22 protein-coding genes are annotated in these 18,373 nt (G+C 66.0%); 19 read left to right on the top strand and 3 right to left on the bottom strand.

The window, feature by feature from the left end; genetic code table 11:
- Positions 1-24: 24 nt before the first annotated feature.
- The 6 genes from AC58NV_RS04760 to AC58NV_RS04735 all read left to right on the top strand — a co-directional run bounded on the left by AC58NV_RS04760 (position 25) and on the right by AC58NV_RS04735 (position 4,681).
- Entirely contained in the window at positions 25-417 is a 393-nt protein-coding gene (locus AC58NV_RS04760; RefSeq protein WP_497226395.1) for a DUF6497 family protein, read from the top strand.
- A 214-nt stretch (positions 418-631) separates the two neighbouring features.
- The gene (locus AC58NV_RS04755; RefSeq protein ID WP_302480791.1) at positions 632-766 is read left to right on the top strand and encodes a hypothetical protein; all 135 of its coding nucleotides are present in this window, start codon (positions 632-634) and stop codon (positions 764-766) included.
- Between the two features lie 69 nt (positions 767-835).
- Positions 836-1,180, top strand: coding sequence for a hypothetical protein (locus tag AC58NV_RS04750; RefSeq protein ID WP_366661986.1), 345 nt, complete (start codon positions 836-838; stop codon positions 1,178-1,180).
- 472 nt (positions 1,181-1,652) lie between these two features.
- Positions 1,653-1,856: a hypothetical protein gene (locus AC58NV_RS04745; RefSeq protein ID WP_029204763.1), complete on the top strand. Its 204-nt coding sequence runs from the start codon at positions 1,653-1,655 to the stop codon at positions 1,854-1,856.
- A gap of 128 nt (positions 1,857-1,984) precedes the next feature.
- On the top strand, positions 1,985-4,030 hold the full coding sequence (locus AC58NV_RS04740; protein ID WP_497226091.1) for an acetyl-CoA carboxylase biotin carboxylase subunit: 2,046 nt from the start codon (positions 1,985-1,987) through the stop codon (positions 4,028-4,030).
- Between the two features lie 147 nt (positions 4,031-4,177).
- Positions 4,178-4,681, top strand: coding sequence for a hypothetical protein (locus AC58NV_RS04735; RefSeq protein ID WP_497226090.1), 504 nt, complete (start codon positions 4,178-4,180; stop codon positions 4,679-4,681).
- Positions 4,682-4,838: 157 nt separating this feature from the next.
- On the opposite strand, the gene AC58NV_RS04730 is transcribed toward AC58NV_RS04735, so the two are convergent.
- Positions 4,839-5,273: a DUF4174 domain-containing protein gene (locus AC58NV_RS04730; RefSeq protein WP_039148939.1), complete on the bottom strand. Its 435-nt coding sequence runs from the start codon at positions 5,271-5,273 to the stop codon at positions 4,839-4,841.
- 177 nt (positions 5,274-5,450) lie between these two features.
- Here AC58NV_RS04730 and AC58NV_RS04725 point away from each other — a divergent pair, with 177 nt between their 5' ends.
- The 3 genes from AC58NV_RS04725 to AC58NV_RS04715 all read left to right on the top strand — a co-directional run bounded on the left by AC58NV_RS04725 (position 5,451) and on the right by AC58NV_RS04715 (position 9,263).
- On the top strand, positions 5,451-6,383 hold the full coding sequence (locus tag AC58NV_RS04725; protein WP_497226089.1) for a hypothetical protein: 933 nt from the start codon (positions 5,451-5,453) through the stop codon (positions 6,381-6,383).
- Positions 6,349-8,478, top strand: coding sequence for a methylmalonyl-CoA mutase (gene scpA, locus AC58NV_RS04720; protein ID WP_497226088.1), 2,130 nt, complete (start codon positions 6,349-6,351; stop codon positions 8,476-8,478). The genes AC58NV_RS04725 and scpA overlap by 35 nt, the downstream gene beginning before the upstream one ends.
- 296 nt (positions 8,479-8,774) lie before the next feature.
- Positions 8,775-9,263 carry an MAPEG family protein gene (locus AC58NV_RS04715; RefSeq protein ID WP_497226087.1) on the top strand — a complete coding sequence of 163 codons (489 nt, stop codon included), beginning with the start codon at positions 8,775-8,777 and terminating at the stop codon, positions 9,261-9,263.
- Positions 9,264-9,291: 28 nt separating this feature from the next.
- Here the strand turns inward: AC58NV_RS04715 and AC58NV_RS04710 are convergent, their stop codons facing one another.
- On the bottom strand, positions 9,292-10,110 hold the full coding sequence (locus tag AC58NV_RS04710; protein WP_497226086.1) for an alpha/beta fold hydrolase: 819 nt from the start codon (positions 10,108-10,110) through the stop codon (positions 9,292-9,294).
- A 93-nt stretch (positions 10,111-10,203) separates the two neighbouring features.
- Here AC58NV_RS04710 and AC58NV_RS04705 point away from each other — a divergent pair, with 93 nt between their 5' ends.
- The 10 genes from AC58NV_RS04705 to AC58NV_RS04660 all read left to right on the top strand — a co-directional run bounded on the left by AC58NV_RS04705 (position 10,204) and on the right by AC58NV_RS04660 (position 16,714).
- Positions 10,204-10,473, top strand: coding sequence for an ArsR/SmtB family transcription factor (locus AC58NV_RS04705; RefSeq protein ID WP_497226085.1), 270 nt, complete (start codon positions 10,204-10,206; stop codon positions 10,471-10,473).
- A gap of 84 nt (positions 10,474-10,557) precedes the next feature.
- A complete protein-coding gene (locus AC58NV_RS04700) occupies positions 10,558-11,166 on the top strand; it encodes a VOC family protein (protein WP_497226084.1) in 609 nt (202 codons plus the stop codon).
- A complete protein-coding gene (locus AC58NV_RS04695; protein WP_497226083.1) occupies positions 11,163-11,684 on the top strand; it encodes a GNAT family N-acetyltransferase in 522 nt (173 codons plus the stop codon). The genes AC58NV_RS04700 and AC58NV_RS04695 overlap by 4 nt, the downstream gene beginning before the upstream one ends.
- A 9-nt stretch (positions 11,685-11,693) precedes the next feature.
- Complete coding sequence (locus AC58NV_RS04690; RefSeq protein ID WP_366661995.1) at positions 11,694-12,392, top strand: TerB family tellurite resistance protein; 699 nt, start codon at positions 11,694-11,696, stop codon at positions 12,390-12,392.
- Positions 12,373-13,368 carry an endonuclease/exonuclease/phosphatase family protein gene (locus tag AC58NV_RS04685; RefSeq protein ID WP_497226082.1) on the top strand — a complete coding sequence of 332 codons (996 nt, stop codon included), beginning with the start codon at positions 12,373-12,375 and terminating at the stop codon, positions 13,366-13,368. The genes AC58NV_RS04690 and AC58NV_RS04685 overlap by 20 nt, the downstream gene beginning before the upstream one ends.
- A 288-nt stretch (positions 13,369-13,656) precedes the next feature.
- A complete protein-coding gene (locus AC58NV_RS04680) occupies positions 13,657-13,914 on the top strand; it encodes a YjhX family toxin (protein WP_366661997.1) in 258 nt (85 codons plus the stop codon).
- Positions 13,915-14,049: 135 nt separating this feature from the next.
- Positions 14,050-14,571, top strand: coding sequence for a GNAT family N-acetyltransferase (locus tag AC58NV_RS04675; RefSeq protein ID WP_497226081.1), 522 nt, complete (start codon positions 14,050-14,052; stop codon positions 14,569-14,571).
- A 329-nt stretch (positions 14,572-14,900) separates the two neighbouring features.
- Positions 14,901-15,095, top strand: coding sequence for a hypothetical protein (locus AC58NV_RS04670; protein ID WP_497226080.1), 195 nt, complete (start codon positions 14,901-14,903; stop codon positions 15,093-15,095).
- Positions 15,096-15,103: 8 nt separating this feature from the next.
- The gene (locus AC58NV_RS04665) at positions 15,104-16,252 is read left to right on the top strand and encodes a Hint domain-containing protein (protein WP_497226079.1); all 1,149 of its coding nucleotides are present in this window, start codon (positions 15,104-15,106) and stop codon (positions 16,250-16,252) included.
- Positions 16,253-16,333: 81 nt separating this feature from the next.
- Positions 16,334-16,714, top strand: coding sequence for a hypothetical protein (locus tag AC58NV_RS04660; protein WP_497226078.1), 381 nt, complete (start codon positions 16,334-16,336; stop codon positions 16,712-16,714).
- Between the two features lie 33 nt (positions 16,715-16,747).
- Here the strand turns inward: AC58NV_RS04660 and AC58NV_RS04655 are convergent, their stop codons facing one another.
- Positions 16,748-18,352, bottom strand: a complete 1,605-nt coding sequence (locus AC58NV_RS04655) for a Ppx/GppA family phosphatase (RefSeq protein ID WP_497226077.1) — start codon at positions 18,350-18,352, stop codon at positions 16,748-16,750.
- Positions 18,353-18,373: the final 21 nt, after the last annotated feature.

Below are 18,373 nucleotides of genomic sequence, written 5' to 3'. Positions count from 1 at the left end.
ACCGGGGGCCGGAGCTGCGGATATCTGGCTGCCATCCCCTTTGCGCTCCATGCCCTGACTGCCACCGCGGCGGAGGCGATTTCCGTGCCCTCGGGCCAGACCGTGACGCTGGCAGAGGTGCTCCTGGACGATGCCCCCGGCCAGCTGGGGGAAACCTGGGCGCGGTTCCGCTTCCTGGCGCCGCAGATCGCCCGCGCAACCGGCACCGTCAGCTATGAAACGGCGGCCCCCGACATGGACCACCTCTGCGGCGCCCTGGCGCTGCCCTATCTGGCCGAACACGGGGTCAGCGCGGCGCGGGTGGTGATCTCGCTCTCTGACCGGATGGTGCCCTTCGGCGCCCAGGACCCGGAGGCGACCCAGTTTTTCGAGGCTTACCGCCCCGAGGGCGGCGCCTGCATGTGGGAGGCTTTCTGATGTTTCCACAATATCTTGCGGGCCATGGGCCGGACCGGCGGATTCTTGCGGCATTGCAGCCACAGCACAGCCGCTTGCAGCGATTTGCATGTGACTCGGCCGCAAACCCCGCTATCCTTGGCACGGGCAGCCATCAGGCTGCCTTCGCATTGAGGTTGAGGCATGCGGGCGGCGCAGCCGCCGCAGGTTTCACTATTTTTATCAGGAGACAGAAATGTCCAAAAGCATCAAACTCATCGCCCTGGCCGGCCTGCTGGCCGCCGTCACCGCCTGCGCCCAGCAGGAAGAAGAATTCGTCGTTGTCGAGCCGGTCACCGAAGAGCCGACCTTCACCGGCAAGTACAACTAAACACTACAGGGGTCCGGCCCTGCGGCCGGCCCCCGCCGCCCCGTGGGGTGCCGGACCGGAGGCACCCAAATGCTGAAACACCGCGGGTTCCCGGGCCGCATGCCCGGCACTGATTTCCAATTCACCATCCGCCGCCCCAACCCCAAAGGGGTCACGCCGCTGATCCGGCGCGAGCGCTTCCGCGACCGCAAGAACGTCGACAAGCGTGTCGACCTCACCTTCATGCAGGCGCTGTGGGAGCATTTCGGCGACCAGCCGTTCGAGCGCGGCAACCTCGATGCCGGCCGTCTCAGCTGGCTGTTCGGCCGCGAGGTGATTCCGGCCGAGGATCCGTTTGACCCCGAAAGCTACGAGGCGCTGCTGGTCATCGACGAGGCGGTGGCGCGGGCCTCCTTCCCGGAGGCGTTCGAGTAATGGCGCGGCCCCGGACGCATATCACCGGCCAGGCGGCGCGGCTCCCCGCGCGCAGCCGCTCCCGGCGTCCGGGGCACGGGCGCGCCTTGCGGCTTTCCCCGGGCCGGGTTTTCGGCGTGAATTTGCACAAGCCCTGCGCGATTCAGCAGGAATTTGCCCAAACCGGCAGCCTTGTATCTCAGGGGCTTACAGCCGCCGCCGCGGCGTGCATCGTGGCCCAAGCAGCGCAGCCACGCTGCTGTGCCGAGCATCTGTTCCGGCCCCTTCGCCTGAACGGGCAGGTACGCGCCCCCATCCGCGGCCTGCCCGTCTTTTATCCCCTTCAGGCATTGGCGGAAGCTTGCCGTATCTGCCCCCCGGTGCGGCAAGCCTCCGCGCATCACCGGCTTCTTGCTGATGCAGCGTTGCGCCGCGCCTGCCAGCCTGCGAATTCCGCAGGAACACTCACGTCCCCGGAAGAAGGAACATGGACATGCGGGCAAAATCTCTCATTGCGGCGCTCTCGCTCTGCGGCCTCGTGGCGGCCTGCGGCGACACCACCGGCGAGCGCATCATCTACGGCGGCGGCGCAGGCGCGCTTGGCGCCGCGGTGCTGGACGCCAACCTGGTCACCGGCGCAGCCGTCGGCGTGGCCGCAAACCTGGTCTATTGCGAGCAAAACCCCCGCAAGTGCTGAGGCGCCTGCCGCCGCTCTGAACAGCCGCCCCTCGCGGGCTGCTTCTGACATCGCGCAAACGCCGCGTCCGGGTCTTCCCCGGGCGCGGCGTTTTGCATTCCGGAATACCAAGGAACAAGGGACTGCCTATGTTTGATAAGATCCTGATCGCCAACCGGGGCGAGATCGCCTGCCGCGTGATCAAAACCGCGCGGAAAATGGGCATCAAGACCGTTGCCATCTACTCCGACGCCGACAAGCAGGCCCTGCATGTGCAAATGGCCGACGAGGCCGTCCACATCGGCCCGCCGCCCGCCAACCAGTCCTATATCGTCATCGACAAGGTGATGGAGGCGATCCGCCAGACCGGCGCCCAGGCGGTGCACCCGGGCTACGGCTTCCTCTCAGAGAACTCCAAGTTCGCCGAGGCGCTCGAGGCCGAAGGCGTCGCCTTTGTCGGCCCCCCGAAAGGCGCGATCGAGGCGATGGGCGACAAGATCACCTCCAAGAAGATCGCCCAGGAGGCCGGGGTTTCCACCGTCCCCGGCTACATGGGCCTGATTGCCGATGCTGACGAGGCGGTGAAGATCTCCAACGAGATCGGCTACCCGGTGATGATCAAGGCCTCCGCCGGCGGCGGCGGCAAGGGCATGCGGATCGCCTGGAACGACGAGGAGGCCCGCGAAGGCTTCCAGTCCTCTAAGAACGAGGCCGCGAACTCCTTCGGCGACGACCGGATCTTCATCGAGAAATTCGTCACCCAGCCGCGCCACATCGAAATCCAGGTCCTGTGCGATAAGCACGGCAACGGCATCTACCTGGGCGAGCGCGAATGCTCGATCCAGCGCCGCAACCAGAAAGTCGTGGAAGAAGCCCCGTCGCCGTTCCTCGACGAAGACACCCGCCGCGCCATGGGCGAGCAGGCCGTGGCGCTGGCCAAGGCGGTGGGCTATTCCTCAGCCGGCACCGTGGAATTCATCGTCGACGGCGACAAGAATTTCTACTTCCTGGAAATGAACACCCGCCTGCAGGTGGAGCACCCGGTCACCGAGCTGATCACCGGCGTCGACCTGGTGGAGCAGATGATCCGCGTCGCCGACGGGGCGGAGCTGCCGATGCGCCAGGAAGACGTCAAGCTCACCGGCTGGGCGATTGAAAACCGCCTCTATGCCGAAGATCCCTACCGCGGCTTCCTGCCCTCCATCGGCCGCCTGACCCGCTACCGCCCGCCGGCGGAAACCGCCGCGGGCCCGATGCTGGTCAATGGCAAATGGCAGGGCGATGCCCCCGCGGGCGAGACCGCGGTGCGCAACGACACCGGCGTCTACGAGGGCGGCGAGATCTCGATGTACTACGACCCGATGATCGCTAAGCTCTGCACCTGGGCGCCGACCCGCGAGGACGCCATCGGCGCCATGCGCACCGCGCTCGACAGCTTCGAGGTTGAGGGCATCGGCCACAACTTGCCGTTCCTGTCGGCGGTGATGGACCACCCGAAATTCATCTCCGGCGACATGACCACCGCCTTCATTGCCGAGGAATACCCGGACGGCTTCGAAGGCGTCGAACTGCACAGCGACGACCTGCGCAAGATCGCCGCCGCCTGCGCCGCGATGCACCGGGTTGCCGAAATCCGCCGCACCCGCGTGTCGGGCCGGATGGACAACCACGAGCGCAAGGTCGGCACCGATTGGGTGGTCACCCTGCAGGGCCAGTCCTTCGGCGTGGTGATCGACGCCGACCGCGAGGGCGCCACCGTCAACTTCGACGGCGGCGGCAGCTACCGTGTGACTTCCGACTGGACCCCGGGCGACCAGCTGGCCACCCTGAACGTGGACGGCGAAACCCTGGTGCTGAAGGTGGGCAAGGTGACCCAGGGCTTCCGCGTCCGCTCCCGCGGCGCCGATCTGGCCGTCAAGGTGCGCACCCCGCGCCAGGCCGCATTGGCCGAGCTGATGCCGGAAAAGGTCGCTCCCGACACCTCCAAGATGCTTCTGTGCCCGATGCCCGGCCTCATTGTGAAGGTCGACGTCGAAGTGGGGCAGGAGGTCCAGGAGGGCCAGGCGCTCTGCACCGTCGAGGCGATGAAGATGGAAAACATCCTGCGCGCCGAGAAGAAGGGCGTGGTGTCCAAGATCAACGCGAACGCCGGCGACAGCCTGGCGGTCGACGATGTGATCATGGAATTCGAATAATGCACCTCGGGGCAGGCGCATATGCAGCCGGGCAGGCGGGTTTTCCCGCCCCGGCGGGCGTGCCTGTCCCGCACCGCAGGGTGCCATGCACCGAATCTTCAGTTTTTTCTGCGACACTCACGGCGTTTGACGACCTCAAGGTGCCGCATGTCCCGTCTTCTGACCTGCCTGCTGTCCGCTCTGGCGCTGCTGTCCGCCTGCGCGCTGGACAAGGAAGAGGCGCTGCGCGCCCAGCTCTCCGCCTGGGTGGAGCTGGGGGAGACGTTTTTCTTCGAAAGCTCGATGAGCTGCACCGCGGCGGTGTTCCACACCGCGGAAAACCCGCGCATCGCGTCCTTGGTGGTCCGCGCCCGCTCGCTCAACACCGGCATGAAGATGCTGGAGGCCGGCAAGCCGGTGATGTTCGCGGTGTCCGGCAAATCCCCCAACGCGGTGACGGAGGACATCATGTCCCGCGACTTGCCGCAGGGGCTGGGGGTGCTGAACTCCGGGCTGGCGGGCGTCAGCTGCATGACCGATCTGGTCAAATCCGTCTATTACCAGGCGATCCGCAATCCCGCGTCCAATCTGGTGTTCGTGCCGGAAACCGGCGCGATGGTGGTCTTGGACAAACAGGCGATGGCGCTGATCTACGTCCGCGGCAACGGCTGAGTATCGGTGAAACTGATCTAACCTATGCAAGCAATCGGGAAGGGCTGCGCCCGGCCCGGCGGGGGGGAAGCGAAGCGCCCGCCCCGTGGGGGGCGGGACGGGCGCTGCCCGGCGTGCCGCCGGGCGGAACAGTAACTTCGAAGGAAGTGCCTGATTGTCACCCGCCGCGCCGCTCTTCCACTTCGCGCAGCCGTTCCGGGAACTTGTCGATGGTGCGGGACAGCTCGCGCACCGTCCAGGGGTGCGGCTTGCGCAGCTTGACGCCGCCGTCCTTGCCCACCAGCACCAGCATGAAGCCGCGCGGCCGCAGCTTCTTGCGCAGGGCCGATTTGGCCGCCGGGTCGGTGTCGGTCAGCACCACCACATCGCGCGTCTTCAGCGCCTCGATGCCTTCCATCAGCCGCTCCATCTGCTCATGGAACCGCGGGTCTTCGGGACTGTCGGCAAACACCACCACCGGGCGGTGCGTCCACTGGAATTCCTCCAGCTCGACATCATACCCGGGCTGGATCAGCTCCGGCGCACTGCCATCCGCAGCCGCAGCCGCCAGCGGCAGGAACCCTGCCAAAACAACGCTTAGGATTGCTCTCATGATCTCTCCTGTTGTGTTGAATATATGCGCGCCGGCGGCAAATGCGACTGTGAAATCCGCAGCTTGGCGAAAAAACATCATCGTTAACGGGATAATGAGGGGTTGCCGGCCATGATCGTGCCATTCCCCTTGACCGGGCTGCGGCCTGCGGCCCTCCACCAGAGGTCCCGTAACGCTATGAAAGTCATCCTGCACACCGGCGCGCACCGCTGCGCAACCACCTCGTTCCAGGAATACATGCGCCACAATGCGCAAGCCCTGGAAAAACAGGGCATCGGCTTCTGGGGCCCGTACCGCACCCGCAACGGGCTGTTCCACGGCATCCAGCCGGGGCCGGCGCCGGTTTCGGGCCGCAACCTGGTGCAGCGCGCCCAGGGGCGCCTGCAGATCCAGATGGCGGCCAGCCGCGATCAGGGTGTCCAGCAGCTGCTGGTGAGCGAGGAGAACATGATCGGCTCGGTGCGCCAGAACCTGCGCCTCGGCGATCTTTATGGCGGCGTGGGGGAGCGGATGGCGCGTTTCTCCCAGGCCTTCGGCGGCGCGGTTACCGACGTGGCGCTCTCAGTCCGCAGTCTCGACAGCTACTGGGCCTCGGCGCTGGCCTATGCGGCGGCGCGCGGCCGCAAGCCGCTCTCGGAGACCAGCCTCGACCGGCTGGCACAGTCGCCGCGCAGCTGGCGCGACGTGATCACCGACATTGCCTGCGCAATGCCCGGCGTGCGCCTGCACGTGCTGCCGTTTGAAACCTTCGGCGCCCGGCCGGAGGCGGCGCTGGAAGCCCTCACCGGCACTGAGGCGCCGCGTGCCCACGCGCGGGTGCGTCTTAACGCTTCGCTCTGCCTGCAGGACCTGCGCGCCAGCCTGCCGCCCGCAGCGGCGGCTGAGCTGCCCGAAGGCTCCGGCCGCTGGCGCCCCTTCAACGACGCGCAAACCGCATCCCTGCGCGAGGCTTATGCCGACGACATCATGTGGCTGGCAGGCGGGGCCGATGGTCTCGCCGCGCTGGTCCGCGATCCGGATAAACAGGCGGCGGGACTGAACCCGCCCCGTACCCGACTGACAAGAGGAAGACCTGATGACAAACAAAGACGAATGGCGGGCTCTGGCTGAGAAAGAGCTGCGCGGACGGGCTGTTGACGACCTCAACTGGCAGACGCTGGAAGGCATCGAGGTCAAGCCGCTCTATACCGAAGATGACACCAGGGATCTGCCCCACATGGGCACGCTCCCCGGGTTCGGCCCCTTCACCCGCGGGGTGAAGGCCACCATGTACGCAGGCCGCCCCTGGACCATCCGCCAGTATGCGGGCTTCTCCACTGCCGAAGAATCCAACGCCTTCTACCGCCGCAACCTGGCCGCGGGCCAGCAGGGGGTCTCGGTCGCCTTCGACCTCGCCACCCACCGCGGCTATGACAGCGACCACCCGCGCGTGGTCGGCGATGTCGGCAAGGCGGGCGTGGCCATTGACAGCGTCGAGGACATGAAGATCCTGTTCGACGGCATCCCGCTTGACAAGGTCTCGGTCTCGATGACCATGAACGGCGCGGTGATCCCTGTCTTGGCGTCTTTTATCGTCGCCGGTGAGGAGCAGGGCCACGACAAGTCCCTGCTGGCGGGCACCATCCAGAACGACATCCTCAAGGAGTTCATGGTCCGCAACACCTATATCTATCCGCCGAATCCCTCGATGCGGATCATCTCGGACATTATTGAGTACACCTCGAACGAGATGCCCAAGTTCAACTCGATCTCGATCTCCGGCTACCACATGCAGGAGGCCGGTGCGAACCTGGTGCAGGAGCTTGCCTATACCATCGCCGACGGCCGCGAATACGTGCGCGCGGCGCTGGATGCCGGCATGGACGTGGACAAATTCGCAGGCCGCCTGAGCTTCTTCTTCGCGATCGGCATGAACTTCTTCATGGAAATCGCCAAGCTGCGCGCCGCCCGCACCCTGTGGCACCGGGTGATGACCGAATTCGGCGCCAAGTCCGAACGCTCCAAGATGCTGCGCACCCACTGCCAGACCTCCGGCGTTTCGCTGCAGGAGCAGGACCCCTACAACAACGTGATCCGCACCGCCTATGAGGCGATGTCGGCGGTGCTCGGCGGCACCCAGTCGCTGCACACCAACGCGCTGGACGAAGCCATCGCGCTGCCCACCGACTTCTCCGCCCGCATCGCCCGCAATACCCAGCTGGTGCTGCAGGAGGAAACCGGCGTCACCAATGTGGTCGACCCGCTGGCCGGCTCCTACTACATCGAAAGCCTGACGGCTGAGCTGGTCGACAAGGCTTGGGCGCTGATGGAAGAGGTCGAGGAGATGGGCGGCATGACCAAGGCGGTCGAGAGCGGCATGCCCAAGCTGCGCATCGAGGAATCGGCGGCCCGCCGCCAGGCGATGATCGACCGCGGCGACGAGGTTGTGGTTGGCGTCAACAAGTACCGCAAGGACAAGGAAGACCCGATCGACATCCTGGATGTCGACAACCACGCGGTGCGCGAGGCGCAGATCGCCCGTCTGCAGAAGATGCGCGAGACCCGTGACGAGGCCGCCTGCCAGGCCGCCCTCGATGAACTGACCCGCCGCGCCGCATCGGGCGAGGGCAACCTTCTGGAAGCCGCAGTCGAAGCCGCCCGCGCGCGGGCCTCAGTCGGAGAGATCTCCATGGCAATGGAAAAGGAATTCGGCCGCCACCGCGCCGAGGTGAAAACCCTGGCCGGCGTCTATGGCGCCGCCTACGAGGGCGACGAGGGCTTTGCCGCGATCCAGAAATCGATCGAGGACTTCGCCGAGGAAGAAGGCCGCCGCCCGCGCCTGCTGGTGGTGAAGATGGGCCAGGACGGCCACGACCGCGGCGCCAAGGTGATCGCCACCGCCTTTGCCGACATCGGCTTTGACGTCGACGTGGGCCCGCTGTTCCAGACCCCGGCAGAGGCCGCCCAGGACGCCATCGACAACGACGTGCACGTGATCGGCATCTCGTCCCAGGCCGCGGGCCATAAGACGCTGGCGCCGCAGCTGGTCGAGGCGCTGAAGGCGGAAGGCGCCGGCGACATCATCGTGATCTGCGGCGGGGTGATCCCGCAGCAGGACTACGAGTTCCTGTACTCGAAAGGCGTCAAGGCGATCTTCGGCCCCGGCACCAACATCCCGGAGGCAGCCCAGGACATCCTGCGCCTGATCCGCGAAGCGCGCGCCTGACTTGGAAAACCGTATCTGCGGGGGCAGGGGAGGCTCTCCCGCCCCCGCAGGTGCCTGCCCTTCGGGCCGCCCCCTTGGCGGCTTTGGGCCCGGCAGCCCGCCCCGATGGGGCGGGCTGCCTGCATCGCGCGGAGGCGCGATGCCGCGCCCAACTGGCGCGGATGTGCCCCTGGCACAGGCCGGCACCGGGCGGGAGCGCTTGTTTTTCAAAAACTTGATGCCGCGTGCCGCAGCTTTCCGCCGGGTCTGATACGCCATGCCTTGGCAAACCCGCGGCGCGGTGGTTGAGTGGCTGCATGCAGCGCTCCAAACGCCCCCAGATCCTCACCGGCATGGCCCTCGGCGCCCTCTGGGGCGTACTGGTCACCGGCCTGCCGCAATGGCTGGGCCTGCCATACATCCCGGCCCCCATCGCCTTGCCCGGCGCCTTCCTCGCGCCGGGGCTGGTGCTGGCGCTGATCATCGGCCGATTGGCGCAGCGGCGGTTCTTCGATGATGCCATTATTGACGGAGAACCTTTTGTTCCCGGCTCCCCGGCCGAGATCGACCAGCGGGTGCTGACCAACACGGTGGAGCAGCTGGTGCTGGCGCTGGCCATCTGGCCCTTCGTGGCCGTCACCCTGGGCGGCGCTGTGGCGATTGCCCTCGGCCTCTCATTTGCTTTGATGCGTGTGCTGTTCTGGGCCGGCTACCACCTGTCGCCGCCCTTGCGGGGGCTGGGCTTTGCCGGGACGTTTTATCCGACGGTGATTGCCGGGGTCTGGGCACTGGCGGTTTGGCTTTGAAACCAGCGCCAGGCCAGCCGGGCAGAGGCTACCCGGTTCCAGCCAGCTGAAGCATCGCCGCCACAATGGCTTCCGGGCAGTCTTCCTGAAGAAGATGCCCCGCGCCGGGAACCGGCCGGCACAACGTGCCGGCAATCAGGCCGGCCAGCTCATGCCCCTTGGCAATCGGGATCCATTGATCCTCCTCCCCCCACAGCACCTGGACCGGGCAGTCCAGCAACCGGTACTGCGGCTGTATTTCATCAGTGAACACTTGGTCCATTTGGGCGATCTGCCGGTAAAATGCCGCCTGACCGGTCTCTCCCGTCCAGGGCCACGCATAGATGTCCAGCGCCTCTGCGCTGAGCGTCTGATGGGCCGCTGTTTGCAGGTAGGCGCGCAGAAGGGCCTGATGCATATAGTCCGGCATCCCGGCAAAGGCAGCCTCGTGTTTCTTCACATGCTGCACAAAGGGAGAGCCCCAGGGCCGCAGCGCCACCGCGTCGAAAATCGTCAGCGAGGCATAGCGCAGCCCGTTCAGGAAATACCCCCGCAGCGCGGTTGCGCCGCCGAAGTCGTGGGCCAGCACATGCGGCCGCTGCAGCCCCCACTCTCCGCATAGGGCCGCGAGTATGCGGTTCTGCACACCCAGAGAGACATCCTGCCCCTCGCGCATTTCTGACTGGCCATAGCCTGCCATGTCAAAGAAATAGACCGTCCAGCGGTGTTTCAGATGCGGCACGATCCTGCGCCAGACCTGTGACGAAAACGGGGTTCCATGCAGGGCAACAAGCGCCGGTCCGGTGCCTTCCTTGCCCCAGCGGATAGTGTTTCCCTCGATCAGGCTTGTGTAATTCAGCTGCAGCATGACGATTCTCATATTGTAAATTTGCTAAGTGACGATATGAATGGATGCATGGACAGGTCAACACAAATCAGGGCGCTGGCAAGCAGCACCAGAATGGAGGTTCTGCGCCTGCTTGCGGAGCCGGGCAAACATTTCGGTGGCCAATGGTCCGCTGACCCGGTGGAGTTTGGGGTCTGCATGACGCTGATTGCTGAGGCCTTGGGGGTGTCGCAGCCCACGGCAAGCCGGCATTTGGATATTCTGAGGCAGGCGGGGTTCATCACCGTTCGCAAACACCAGAAATGGTCATACTGCCAGCGGGAGGCGGCGGTGATCCGCGATTATCTTCAATGGCTGGGGCAGGAACTGGCAGTGGCCGGATAGCTTGCCAAACCGCGGCAGCACCAGATCCCGCCTTGCACCCTGCCGCAGCCCCGCTAGTCTCACGCGCAAAAGGGGAGGGCAGACATGATACTCGATCACCTGGCAGTGGCCGGCGCAACGCTGGAGGACGCCGTTGCCCATACCGAAGACGCGCTCGGCATCGCCCTCGGCCCCGGCGGCTCTCATGCCCGCTACGGCACCCATAACCGGCTGATCGGGCTGGAGGACGGGCTCTATCTGGAGGCCATCGCCATCGACCCGGACGCCCAGCCGCAGGAGCAGCCGCGCTGGTTCAACCTGGACCGATTCACCGGCCCTGCACGGCACAATAACTGGATACTGCGCAGCGAGAACCTTGAGACAGAGAAACTCTTGCTGCCGTCCCATGCGCGGCGCCAAGTGCAGATGCAGCGCGGCGATTTGCGCTGGCTGATGACGGTGCCTGCGGACGGGCTGCTGCCTTATGACAACTTGTTCCCGGCGGTCCTGCAATGGCAAGCAGAGCCTCCCGCAGCCAAACTGCCGCAGTCCGGCTGCCGCCTGACCCGGCTGGTCCTCAGCCACCCCGAGGCCGCGAGCCTGCAGGCAGCGCTCGACCGGATCATCCGCGACCCGCGGATCAAGGTGGAAGCCGGAGAACCTGCAATGATGGCCGAATTCGACACGCCGCATGGGACAAGGCAGCTCAGATGATCATCCGCCCCGCAACTGAGGCTGATGCCGAAGCCGTCTGCGCCATCGCCAACTGGGTGATCCGCGACACGCTGGCGACCTTCAACACCATTGAAAAGACCGTGGAACAGGTGCGCCAGCAGATCACGGCGAGCAACGGCGCCTATCTGGTGGCGGAACAGGACGGCAAAATCCTCGGCCACGCGCATTTCTTCCCGTTCCGCTCCGGCCCCGGCTACCGCTTTACTGCCGAACACACCATCCACCTGCTGCCCGCGGCGCAAGGCCAGGGCGCAGGGCGGCAATTGATGCAGGCATTGGAGAATAAGGCCAAGGAGGCGGGCATCCACGTCCTGATCGCCAGCGTCAGCAGCGCCAACCCTGCTGCCATCGCCTTTCACGCCGCCCTCGGCTATGTCGAAACCGCCCGGATGCCGGAGCTTGGCTGCAAGAACGGCCTCTGGCTCGACACTGTTTTCATGCAGAAAATCCTGACACCGGGTATTCCCGCCCCTGACAGTGCCGCCAAACCCGGATAGGCTCGCCCCATGTCACTCTGGACCCGCATATCCGACGCGCTGGCCGCGCTTGCCGCAGGCGAAAGCCTCACCGATGTCTTTGACAAATTGCGCGCGCCGCCCGAACGCACAGTCGCCTTTGCCATTGCCGTTATCGCGCTTGGCGCCAAGATGGCCAAGGCCGACGGCCAGGTCACCCGCGACGAGGTCACCGCCTTCCGCGAGGTGTTCCAGATCGCGCGGGATGACGAGGCCGGGGCGGCCCGCGTCTTCAACATGGCGCGCACCGATGTCGCGGGCTACCAGGAATACGCCCGCCGCATCCAGCGGATGTTCGGAAACGACCCCACCACGCTGTGCGACCTGATGGAGGGGCTGTTCCATATCGCCATGGCCGACGGCTTCTACCACCCGGGCGAGAACGAGTTCCTGGAGGAGGTGAGCCGCATCTTCGGCCAGACGCCGCAGCAGTTCCAGGCGCTGCGCGCGCGGTTTGTGCCGGATGCGCCCAAGGATCCCTATACGGTGCTCGGCGTCTCGCCTGAGATGACCCGCGAGGAGATCCGCAAGCACTGGCGCAAGCTGGTGCGCGACACCCACCCGGATGCGATGATCGCCCGCGGGGTGCCGGAGGAGGCAGTGCGGCTGGCAGAGAAGCGGATGATCGACATCAACCGCGCCTGGGATGAGATCAGCGGGTGCGGCGGCAATGCGGCTGGCCACGTATAATATCGAGTGGTTCGCCTACCTGTTCGACAAGGACGACAGGCTGATGCTGGACGGCAAGCCCTCGGGCGTGCACGGGGTGGACCGCTACACGCAGGGCCGCGCCATCGCCCATGTGCTGCGCCGTATCGACGCCGATGCGGTGATGGTGATCGAGGCGCCCAATACCGGTCGCACCCAGCGCACCACCCGGGCGCTGGAAGCCTTCGCCGCCGAGGCCGGGCTGCGCGCGCGCGAGGCGGTCAGCGGCTTTCCGAACGACACCCACCAGGAAATCGCGCTGCTTTACGACCCGGACGTGCTGGACGCGGAGCATGACGCCCGCTCCACCGCCGCCGCGCCGCGCTTCGACGGGGTGTTCGAGATCGACCTCGACGTGGATGAGCGGCTGGATCAGGTGGAATTCTCGAAACCGCCGCTGGAGCTGGCGGTGACAACCAAGGGCGGCACGGCGCTGCGGATGATCGGCGCGCATCTGAAATCCAAGGCACCGCACGGCGCCCGCACCGCCACAGAAATCACCGCCACGGCCATCGCCAATCGCCGCAAGCAGCTGGCGCAGGCAATCTGGCTGCACCGCCGGGTTGCGGAGCATACGGGCGCGGGCGAGCATGTCGTGGTTCTGGGCGACCTCAACGATGGCCCCGGCCTGGATCAGTATGAACGGCTGTTCGGCCAGTCCTCGGTCGAGATTGTGATGGGCGAGCTGCTGCACGATCCCCACGCCCGAAGCCTGCTGCAGCCGCGCCCGGACATCCCGCCCAGCACCTCGCGGTTTTACAACGCAGAGACCAAGCGCTTCACCCGGGCGCTGCTCGACTATGTGATGATCTCGCAAAGCCTGATGGCGTTCCGCCCCCAGTGGCGCATCTGGCACCCGTTCGAGGACGGCGAATGCTACGCCGACGCAGAGATGCGCCAGGCGCTGCTGGACGCCTCGGACCATTTCCCGGTGACGCTGGATATCGAGGTGGCATGAGAGCGGAGGCGCAGCTTCAGCGCAAGCACTCCCGGCCGTCTGACCCTTGATGACGCTTTCCAGGGGCCGGGCGGTTCCTGCGGCCTCAGCTTGACAATGCCCGAACTGCCAACTATCTGAGCTGCGAACTTGAGGCATGACGCCTCTCGTGATGGAGATTTTATGAAAGAGACCCGGGCCTAACGCCCGTTCCCGGCGATACATTCGGGAACACTCGCAACAACAGGACCACTCACGCGTGACGCTGAGTGACCCTATTCTTGCACTTTCATAAATCGAGACACTCCCTTGAATATCTCAAAGCACGAGCAGCGTGTTTTGCATGAACTCGCCCTTGGCGGATCCATCCGCCATGAGCGGCTTGCAAACGGCAAGATCCACGGCGTCACCTGCTACACGCGCGAAGGCCATGTGCTGTCCGACTGCACCCTGGCCGTGTTCCAGCGCCTTCTGAAACGGCGCTTCATCCGTTCGCGCAACGGCGGCCCCTACCGCGCATCGCCGCTGGGGATCAGATCCGTGCGCGCGCAAATGAACCAGCGGTAGGAACGGCCATGCCAATGGCAGGCTCTTTCCGCCCGGACCGCCCCTCAGCAAGGGGGCGGGCACCCGATGCCGCGCCGGCCAGGGCAAGCCCCTTGCCCGGTGCGGCCAAAGCAATTCATCACGAGGAGACCTGAAATGGACCCTAAGGAAATAGAAACCATTAAAAACATTCACCGCCTGGCATTCGGCGCCGAGGAAGGACCTGAAATCGCAGAACTTGCGGAAGGTCTGCTCGCCCTGCCGGACACCATCTCAATCAGCGCCAGCCGGGACGGCCGCGTGGCGGGCAATGTGCTGTTCACGCCGTTTCGTTTCCACGATCACCCGGACGCCAAATGCTATCTGCTGGCCCCTCTGGGCGTGCTGCCGGAGTATCAGCGCCATGGTGTCGGTACGGAGCTGATGGAGACCGGCATCAGCCGCCTCAGGGCCATCGGGACGGATGCGGTCTTTGTGCTGGGCGTGCCGGCCTATTATCCGCAGCACGGTTTTGTCCCGACCGGCAAGCAAACGCCATATCCGGATCTGCTGACAGTTCCGGAAGCCTGGATGGTGCTGGAGCTGACCCCGGGCTCCGTGGAGCCGCTGAGCGGCAAGACAACAGCTGTGGACCCGATCATGCCCGCCGCCTATTGGGATACCTCAGGGCGGGGCTGAGTGCAGAACACCTGCGCAAAATCTCTGAAAGGCGCCGCCTGTCCCGAAGGGGGCGGCGTCGCCGCGAAGGAGTTGCCGCAGAGGGCCGGTGCGAAATGCGCGTCGGCCCAGAGAAGCGCCAGGCGCTGCTGGATAGCTCCGGTCATTTCCCGGCACCGCCAGGCATTGAGGCAGCGTGACTCTGTGCTGAGTATCGGGATCAGCCTGGTTTTCCTTAAATCTTAGGCACTTGGTGGCGGTCTTGCCCTTGCGGGAGCCTGCGGCGCTCTCCACATTCCATGTTTGCGGGCGGCGTTCGCGCGGTGGTCCGTAAGCGCAGGTGCTGGTGTATGAGCGACCAAGACAGAAACAAGGCCTTTGCGGCAGAGCTGGAAGCCCGGTTCGGCGCGGAGCTTGACAGCCGAGACCGCGCGGCCGCGTCGCAGGCGCTGGGCCGGGATGCGGCCCGCTGCAAGCTGCGGCCGGGAGGGCTGCGTGCGGTGTTCAAGGCACTGGACGATGCTGCCGCCGCCAGCCGGGACTGAACGCGGCCATGGCCGATTACACCGCAGAAGTGTTCAGATGGTCCGGCACCGGTTACAACGCGCAATACAACACATCTTACACGGCTGTTTTCAGGGACGACGACGCCGCCTATGAGGGCCGCAACGACGGCGATGAGCGCATCAGCATCGACGGCGGCTCCTTCCAAACAACGGCCGGCAGCCCTTATGCGATCGACCTCTCCTTCACCGACACCGGCGGGGCGTCGCATACCGAGACCTTCTACTTTTTCAATACCGGCGGCAGCTGGTATTTCGTGCCGGGGCCGGGCTCTGCCTTCAGCACCGGCGCGACGCTGGGCAGCTATCAAGGCCACACCACCGGCTGGAACTATGCGGATGTGGTTTGCTTTGCCCGCGGCACCCGTATCAGCACCACCGAGGGCCCCTGTCCGGTTGAGATGCTGCGCCCGGGGCAGGACGTGCTGACCGCCGATGGCGGCTGTGCCGTTCTGCAGATGGTGACCTTCCGCGCTGTCAGCGCGGAGCGGATCCGCCGCAACCCGAGGCTTTGCCCGGTGCTGATCCGTGCCGGCGCCCTGGGCGGCGGCCTGCCGCAGCGCGACCTGCGGGTGTCGCGCCAGCACCGGCTGCTGGTCTGCTCCCGCATTGCTGAGCGCATGTTCGGCCAGGCGCAGGTGCTGGCGGCTGCCCACCAGCTGACCGCGCTGCCCGGCATCCGCATCGACGACGCCGCGGCGGCGGTGGAATATTTCCACCTGATCTTTGCGCAGCACGAGGTTGTCTTGGCCGAAGGCGCCCCTGCCGAAAGCCTGCTGATGGGGCCGGAGGCGCTGAAAACCCTGCCGCCTGCGGAACACGGCCGGCTCAAGCGCCTGTTCCCGGCGCTGGCCGGCGAAGACGCGCCGCCGGAGCCTGCGCGCCAAGTGCCGGCGGGCAAGCAGCAGCGCAAACTGATCGCCCGCCACAAGAAGAACAGCCAGCCGCTGCTGCAAACCTATGCGCCGCCGCCGGAGCCTCCCGCGCGCCAGGCGCCAGGCGCAGAGGGTTGCAGCCGTGCCCCCTGCGGCACCGGCCCCGGCAGGCCGCCGCTGGTCCTGTCGGACCCGCTGCTCTGCCCGGAACCGGCCGGCAGGCCGGCGCAGGCCGCGGCGGTGCAGATCCCGCGGCTCTCCTGATCGCGGCTGTCGGGGCGGCAAGGATTTGCCGTGCCGCACTGCCCCCTGTTCCCCCTGCCAAACGCCCCCTATATTGACCTCATGAAACAGATCCTTCTGCCCGCCGCCCTGATTGCCCTGATGTCCGCTCCGCTCGCCGCCCAGGAGGCGGGGGAGGAGGACAGCGGCTCCTCGCTGATGGAGCGCGGGGCGGAACTGTTTTGGGAAGGGTTGCGCCAGGAGATGGCGCCGGCGCTTGAGGACCTGCAGGGCATGGTGCAGGAGATCGGCCCGTCAATGGCCGCCTTCCTGGCCGAGATGGGGCCGGCGCTGGCGGATATTGCCGAACAGGTGGAGGACTGGAGCGCCTATGAGCTGCCGGAAATCCTGCCCAACGGCGATATCATCATCCGCAAGAAGCCCAAGGACAATGCGCCTGCCAAGGAAGATAAGGGCGAAGACGAGGGTGTCACCGAAATCTGATGCCCCGCCGGGGCTGTTCGTGACCGGCGCCGGTTACTCCGGCGCCTGTTCTGTTACGGCCTCCGCCTCCGGCAGGGGTTTGCTGAACTTCAGGTCGATTTCCGCATCCAGCGCCTTGGCCAGCGACTTCAGCCGCGATTCCGCCACTTCGCCGTAAAGCGGCCGCGCCGTATCGGGCAGCCTCACATGCAGCACCCGCTTGCGCGGCTGCCATTGCAACGACCCGATCTCGCCGTTGCTGGTCACCATCAGCATGGCGCCGAAGCGCATCGCCTTGCCCAGCACCTCGGCCTCGTGCTGGCCCTTTTCGTCCAGCAGATCATAAAGATACTCGAAGGAGCTGCCCTGCCGCTTGTTGCTGTAGCGGTGCAGCAGCGCCAGGCCCAGGAACACCCGCTCCGAATGCTTGAGCCCGCCCAGATTGGCGCGGGTGGCATTGTCGAAGCAGACCTCGGCGCGGTAGTCGGGATGCGCGCGCCAGCTGACGTCATGCAGCAGGCAGGCCGCCTTGACCAGCCGCCGCTTGCTGTGCCGGGCATTGGCGAACAGCGGGTTCACGAAATCATAGAGCGTCTTGCCGAAACCGGGGACGCGGGCGTCCTTCATCTCGGCAAAGCGGGAGGCCTCGACCAGCGGGTCGCGGGCGCGCAGCCGCTGCGGCATCTGCTCGTACAATAGCCCCTCGCGGATGCCATAGCTGGAGACCGCGATATCCTTCGGCTTGAAGGTATGAATGAGCCGGGTCAGCACGTCGATCGCATAAGGCACCAGCGACATCCGGCTGGAGGAGATGCCGCAGGCCTCGCGCAGCTTGTTCAGGTCGCGTTTTTCGATGTATTTCGCGGTTTCGCGCACGTCGCTGGCGCTCATCCGGTATTCGTGCAGCACCTTCAGCGGATAGCCGCGCCGGTGCATGTCGATGCGGGCAATGGCGCGCCAGCTGCCGCCGACCAGGAACAGGCGGTCGCGCTGCGCGCCCATTTCGCCGCGCAGCTGCTCCATCACTTCCTTGATATAGGCCTTGCGGCCCTTGCGCCCGCCCTTGATGTCGCGCAGCTTCAGCGGCCCCAAGGGCGAGGTCACCCGGCGCCCGACGGAGTTCTCCTGGATCTCCGCCAGCTCCATCGAGGAGCCGCCGATGTCGCAGACCAGCCCGTAAGCGCCGGGCCAGCCCAGCAGCACCCCCTGCGCCGACAGCCGCGCCTCTTCGCGCCCGTCGATGACATGGATCTTGAGGCCGGTCTTGCGCAGCACCTCTTCGCAGAACTCCGGCCCGTCTTCGGCGTCGCGCACTGCGGCGGTGGCCACCGCGGACAGCGGCGGCAGCCCCATGCCCTGGGCCAGATGCTGGAACCGGTGCAAGGCAGACAGGGCGCGGGCGCGGCCCTCCGGGTTCAGGCGGCCCGATTCAGACAGGCCGGCACCCAGGGCGCACATGATCTTTTCGTTGTAGAAATAGGCCGGGCTGCGGGCGGCGCCGTCGAACACCACCAGCCGGACCGAGTTGGAGCCGACATCGACCACCCCCACCCGCGACAGCGCCCGGGCCTTGGGGTCATCAAAGATCGGACGCCCGAAGGGGCCCCAATCAGTTGCGGCGGCGGTGGCAGCGGCGGCGGGGTCCTGGGACAGGTTCATGAGGGCTCCGTCTTGCGATCC

It is taken from the genome of Leisingera sp. ANG49 (assembly GCF_059694505.1).
This window is presented reverse-complemented; position numbering and strand designations above follow the sequence as displayed.

What these genes read in the sequence shown, in the direction of transcription:
- AC58NV_RS04690 (WP_366661995.1), top strand. Translation starts at nt 11,694, where the DNA reads ATGTCACTCTGGACCCGCATATCCGACGCGCTGGCCGCGCTTGCCGCA.
- AC58NV_RS04750 (WP_366661986.1), top strand. Translation starts at nt 836, where the DNA reads ATGCTGAAACACCGCGGGTTCCCGGGCCGCATGCCCGGCACTGATTTC.
- AC58NV_RS04740 (WP_497226091.1), top strand. Translation starts at nt 1,985, where the DNA reads ATGTTTGATAAGATCCTGATCGCCAACCGGGGCGAGATCGCCTGCCGC.
- AC58NV_RS04705 (WP_497226085.1), top strand. Translation starts at nt 10,204, where the DNA reads ATGGAGGTTCTGCGCCTGCTTGCGGAGCCGGGCAAACATTTCGGTGGC.
- AC58NV_RS04700 (WP_497226084.1), top strand. Translation starts at nt 10,558, where the DNA reads ATGATACTCGATCACCTGGCAGTGGCCGGCGCAACGCTGGAGGACGCC.
- AC58NV_RS04665 (WP_497226079.1), top strand. Translation starts at nt 15,104, where the DNA reads ATGGCCGATTACACCGCAGAAGTGTTCAGATGGTCCGGCACCGGTTAC.
- AC58NV_RS04755 (WP_302480791.1), top strand. Translation starts at nt 632, where the DNA reads ATGTCCAAAAGCATCAAACTCATCGCCCTGGCCGGCCTGCTGGCCGCC.
- AC58NV_RS04670 (WP_497226080.1), top strand. Translation starts at nt 14,901, where the DNA reads ATGAGCGACCAAGACAGAAACAAGGCCTTTGCGGCAGAGCTGGAAGCC.
- AC58NV_RS04695 (WP_497226083.1), top strand. Translation starts at nt 11,163, where the DNA reads ATGATCATCCGCCCCGCAACTGAGGCTGATGCCGAAGCCGTCTGCGCC.
- AC58NV_RS04735 (WP_497226090.1), top strand. Translation starts at nt 4,178, where the DNA reads ATGTCCCGTCTTCTGACCTGCCTGCTGTCCGCTCTGGCGCTGCTGTCC.
- AC58NV_RS04675 (WP_497226081.1), top strand. Translation starts at nt 14,050, where the DNA reads ATGGACCCTAAGGAAATAGAAACCATTAAAAACATTCACCGCCTGGCA.
- AC58NV_RS04660 (WP_497226078.1), top strand. Translation starts at nt 16,334, where the DNA reads ATGAAACAGATCCTTCTGCCCGCCGCCCTGATTGCCCTGATGTCCGCT.
- AC58NV_RS04685 (WP_497226082.1), top strand. Translation starts at nt 12,373, where the DNA reads ATGCGGCTGGCCACGTATAATATCGAGTGGTTCGCCTACCTGTTCGAC.
- AC58NV_RS04730 (WP_039148939.1), bottom strand. Translation starts at nt 5,273, where the DNA reads ATGAGAGCAATCCTAAGCGTTGTTTTGGCAGGGTTCCTGCCGCTGGCG.
- scpA (WP_497226088.1), top strand. Translation starts at nt 6,349, where the DNA reads ATGACAAACAAAGACGAATGGCGGGCTCTGGCTGAGAAAGAGCTGCGC.
- AC58NV_RS04655 (WP_497226077.1), bottom strand. Translation starts at nt 18,352, where the DNA reads ATGAACCTGTCCCAGGACCCCGCCGCCGCTGCCACCGCCGCCGCAACT.
- AC58NV_RS04725 (WP_497226089.1), top strand. Translation starts at nt 5,451, where the DNA reads ATGAAAGTCATCCTGCACACCGGCGCGCACCGCTGCGCAACCACCTCG.
- AC58NV_RS04715 (WP_497226087.1), top strand. Translation starts at nt 8,775, where the DNA reads ATGCAGCGCTCCAAACGCCCCCAGATCCTCACCGGCATGGCCCTCGGC.
- AC58NV_RS04710 (WP_497226086.1), bottom strand. Translation starts at nt 10,110, where the DNA reads ATGCTGCAGCTGAATTACACAAGCCTGATCGAGGGAAACACTATCCGC.
- AC58NV_RS04745 (WP_029204763.1), top strand. Translation starts at nt 1,653, where the DNA reads ATGCGGGCAAAATCTCTCATTGCGGCGCTCTCGCTCTGCGGCCTCGTG.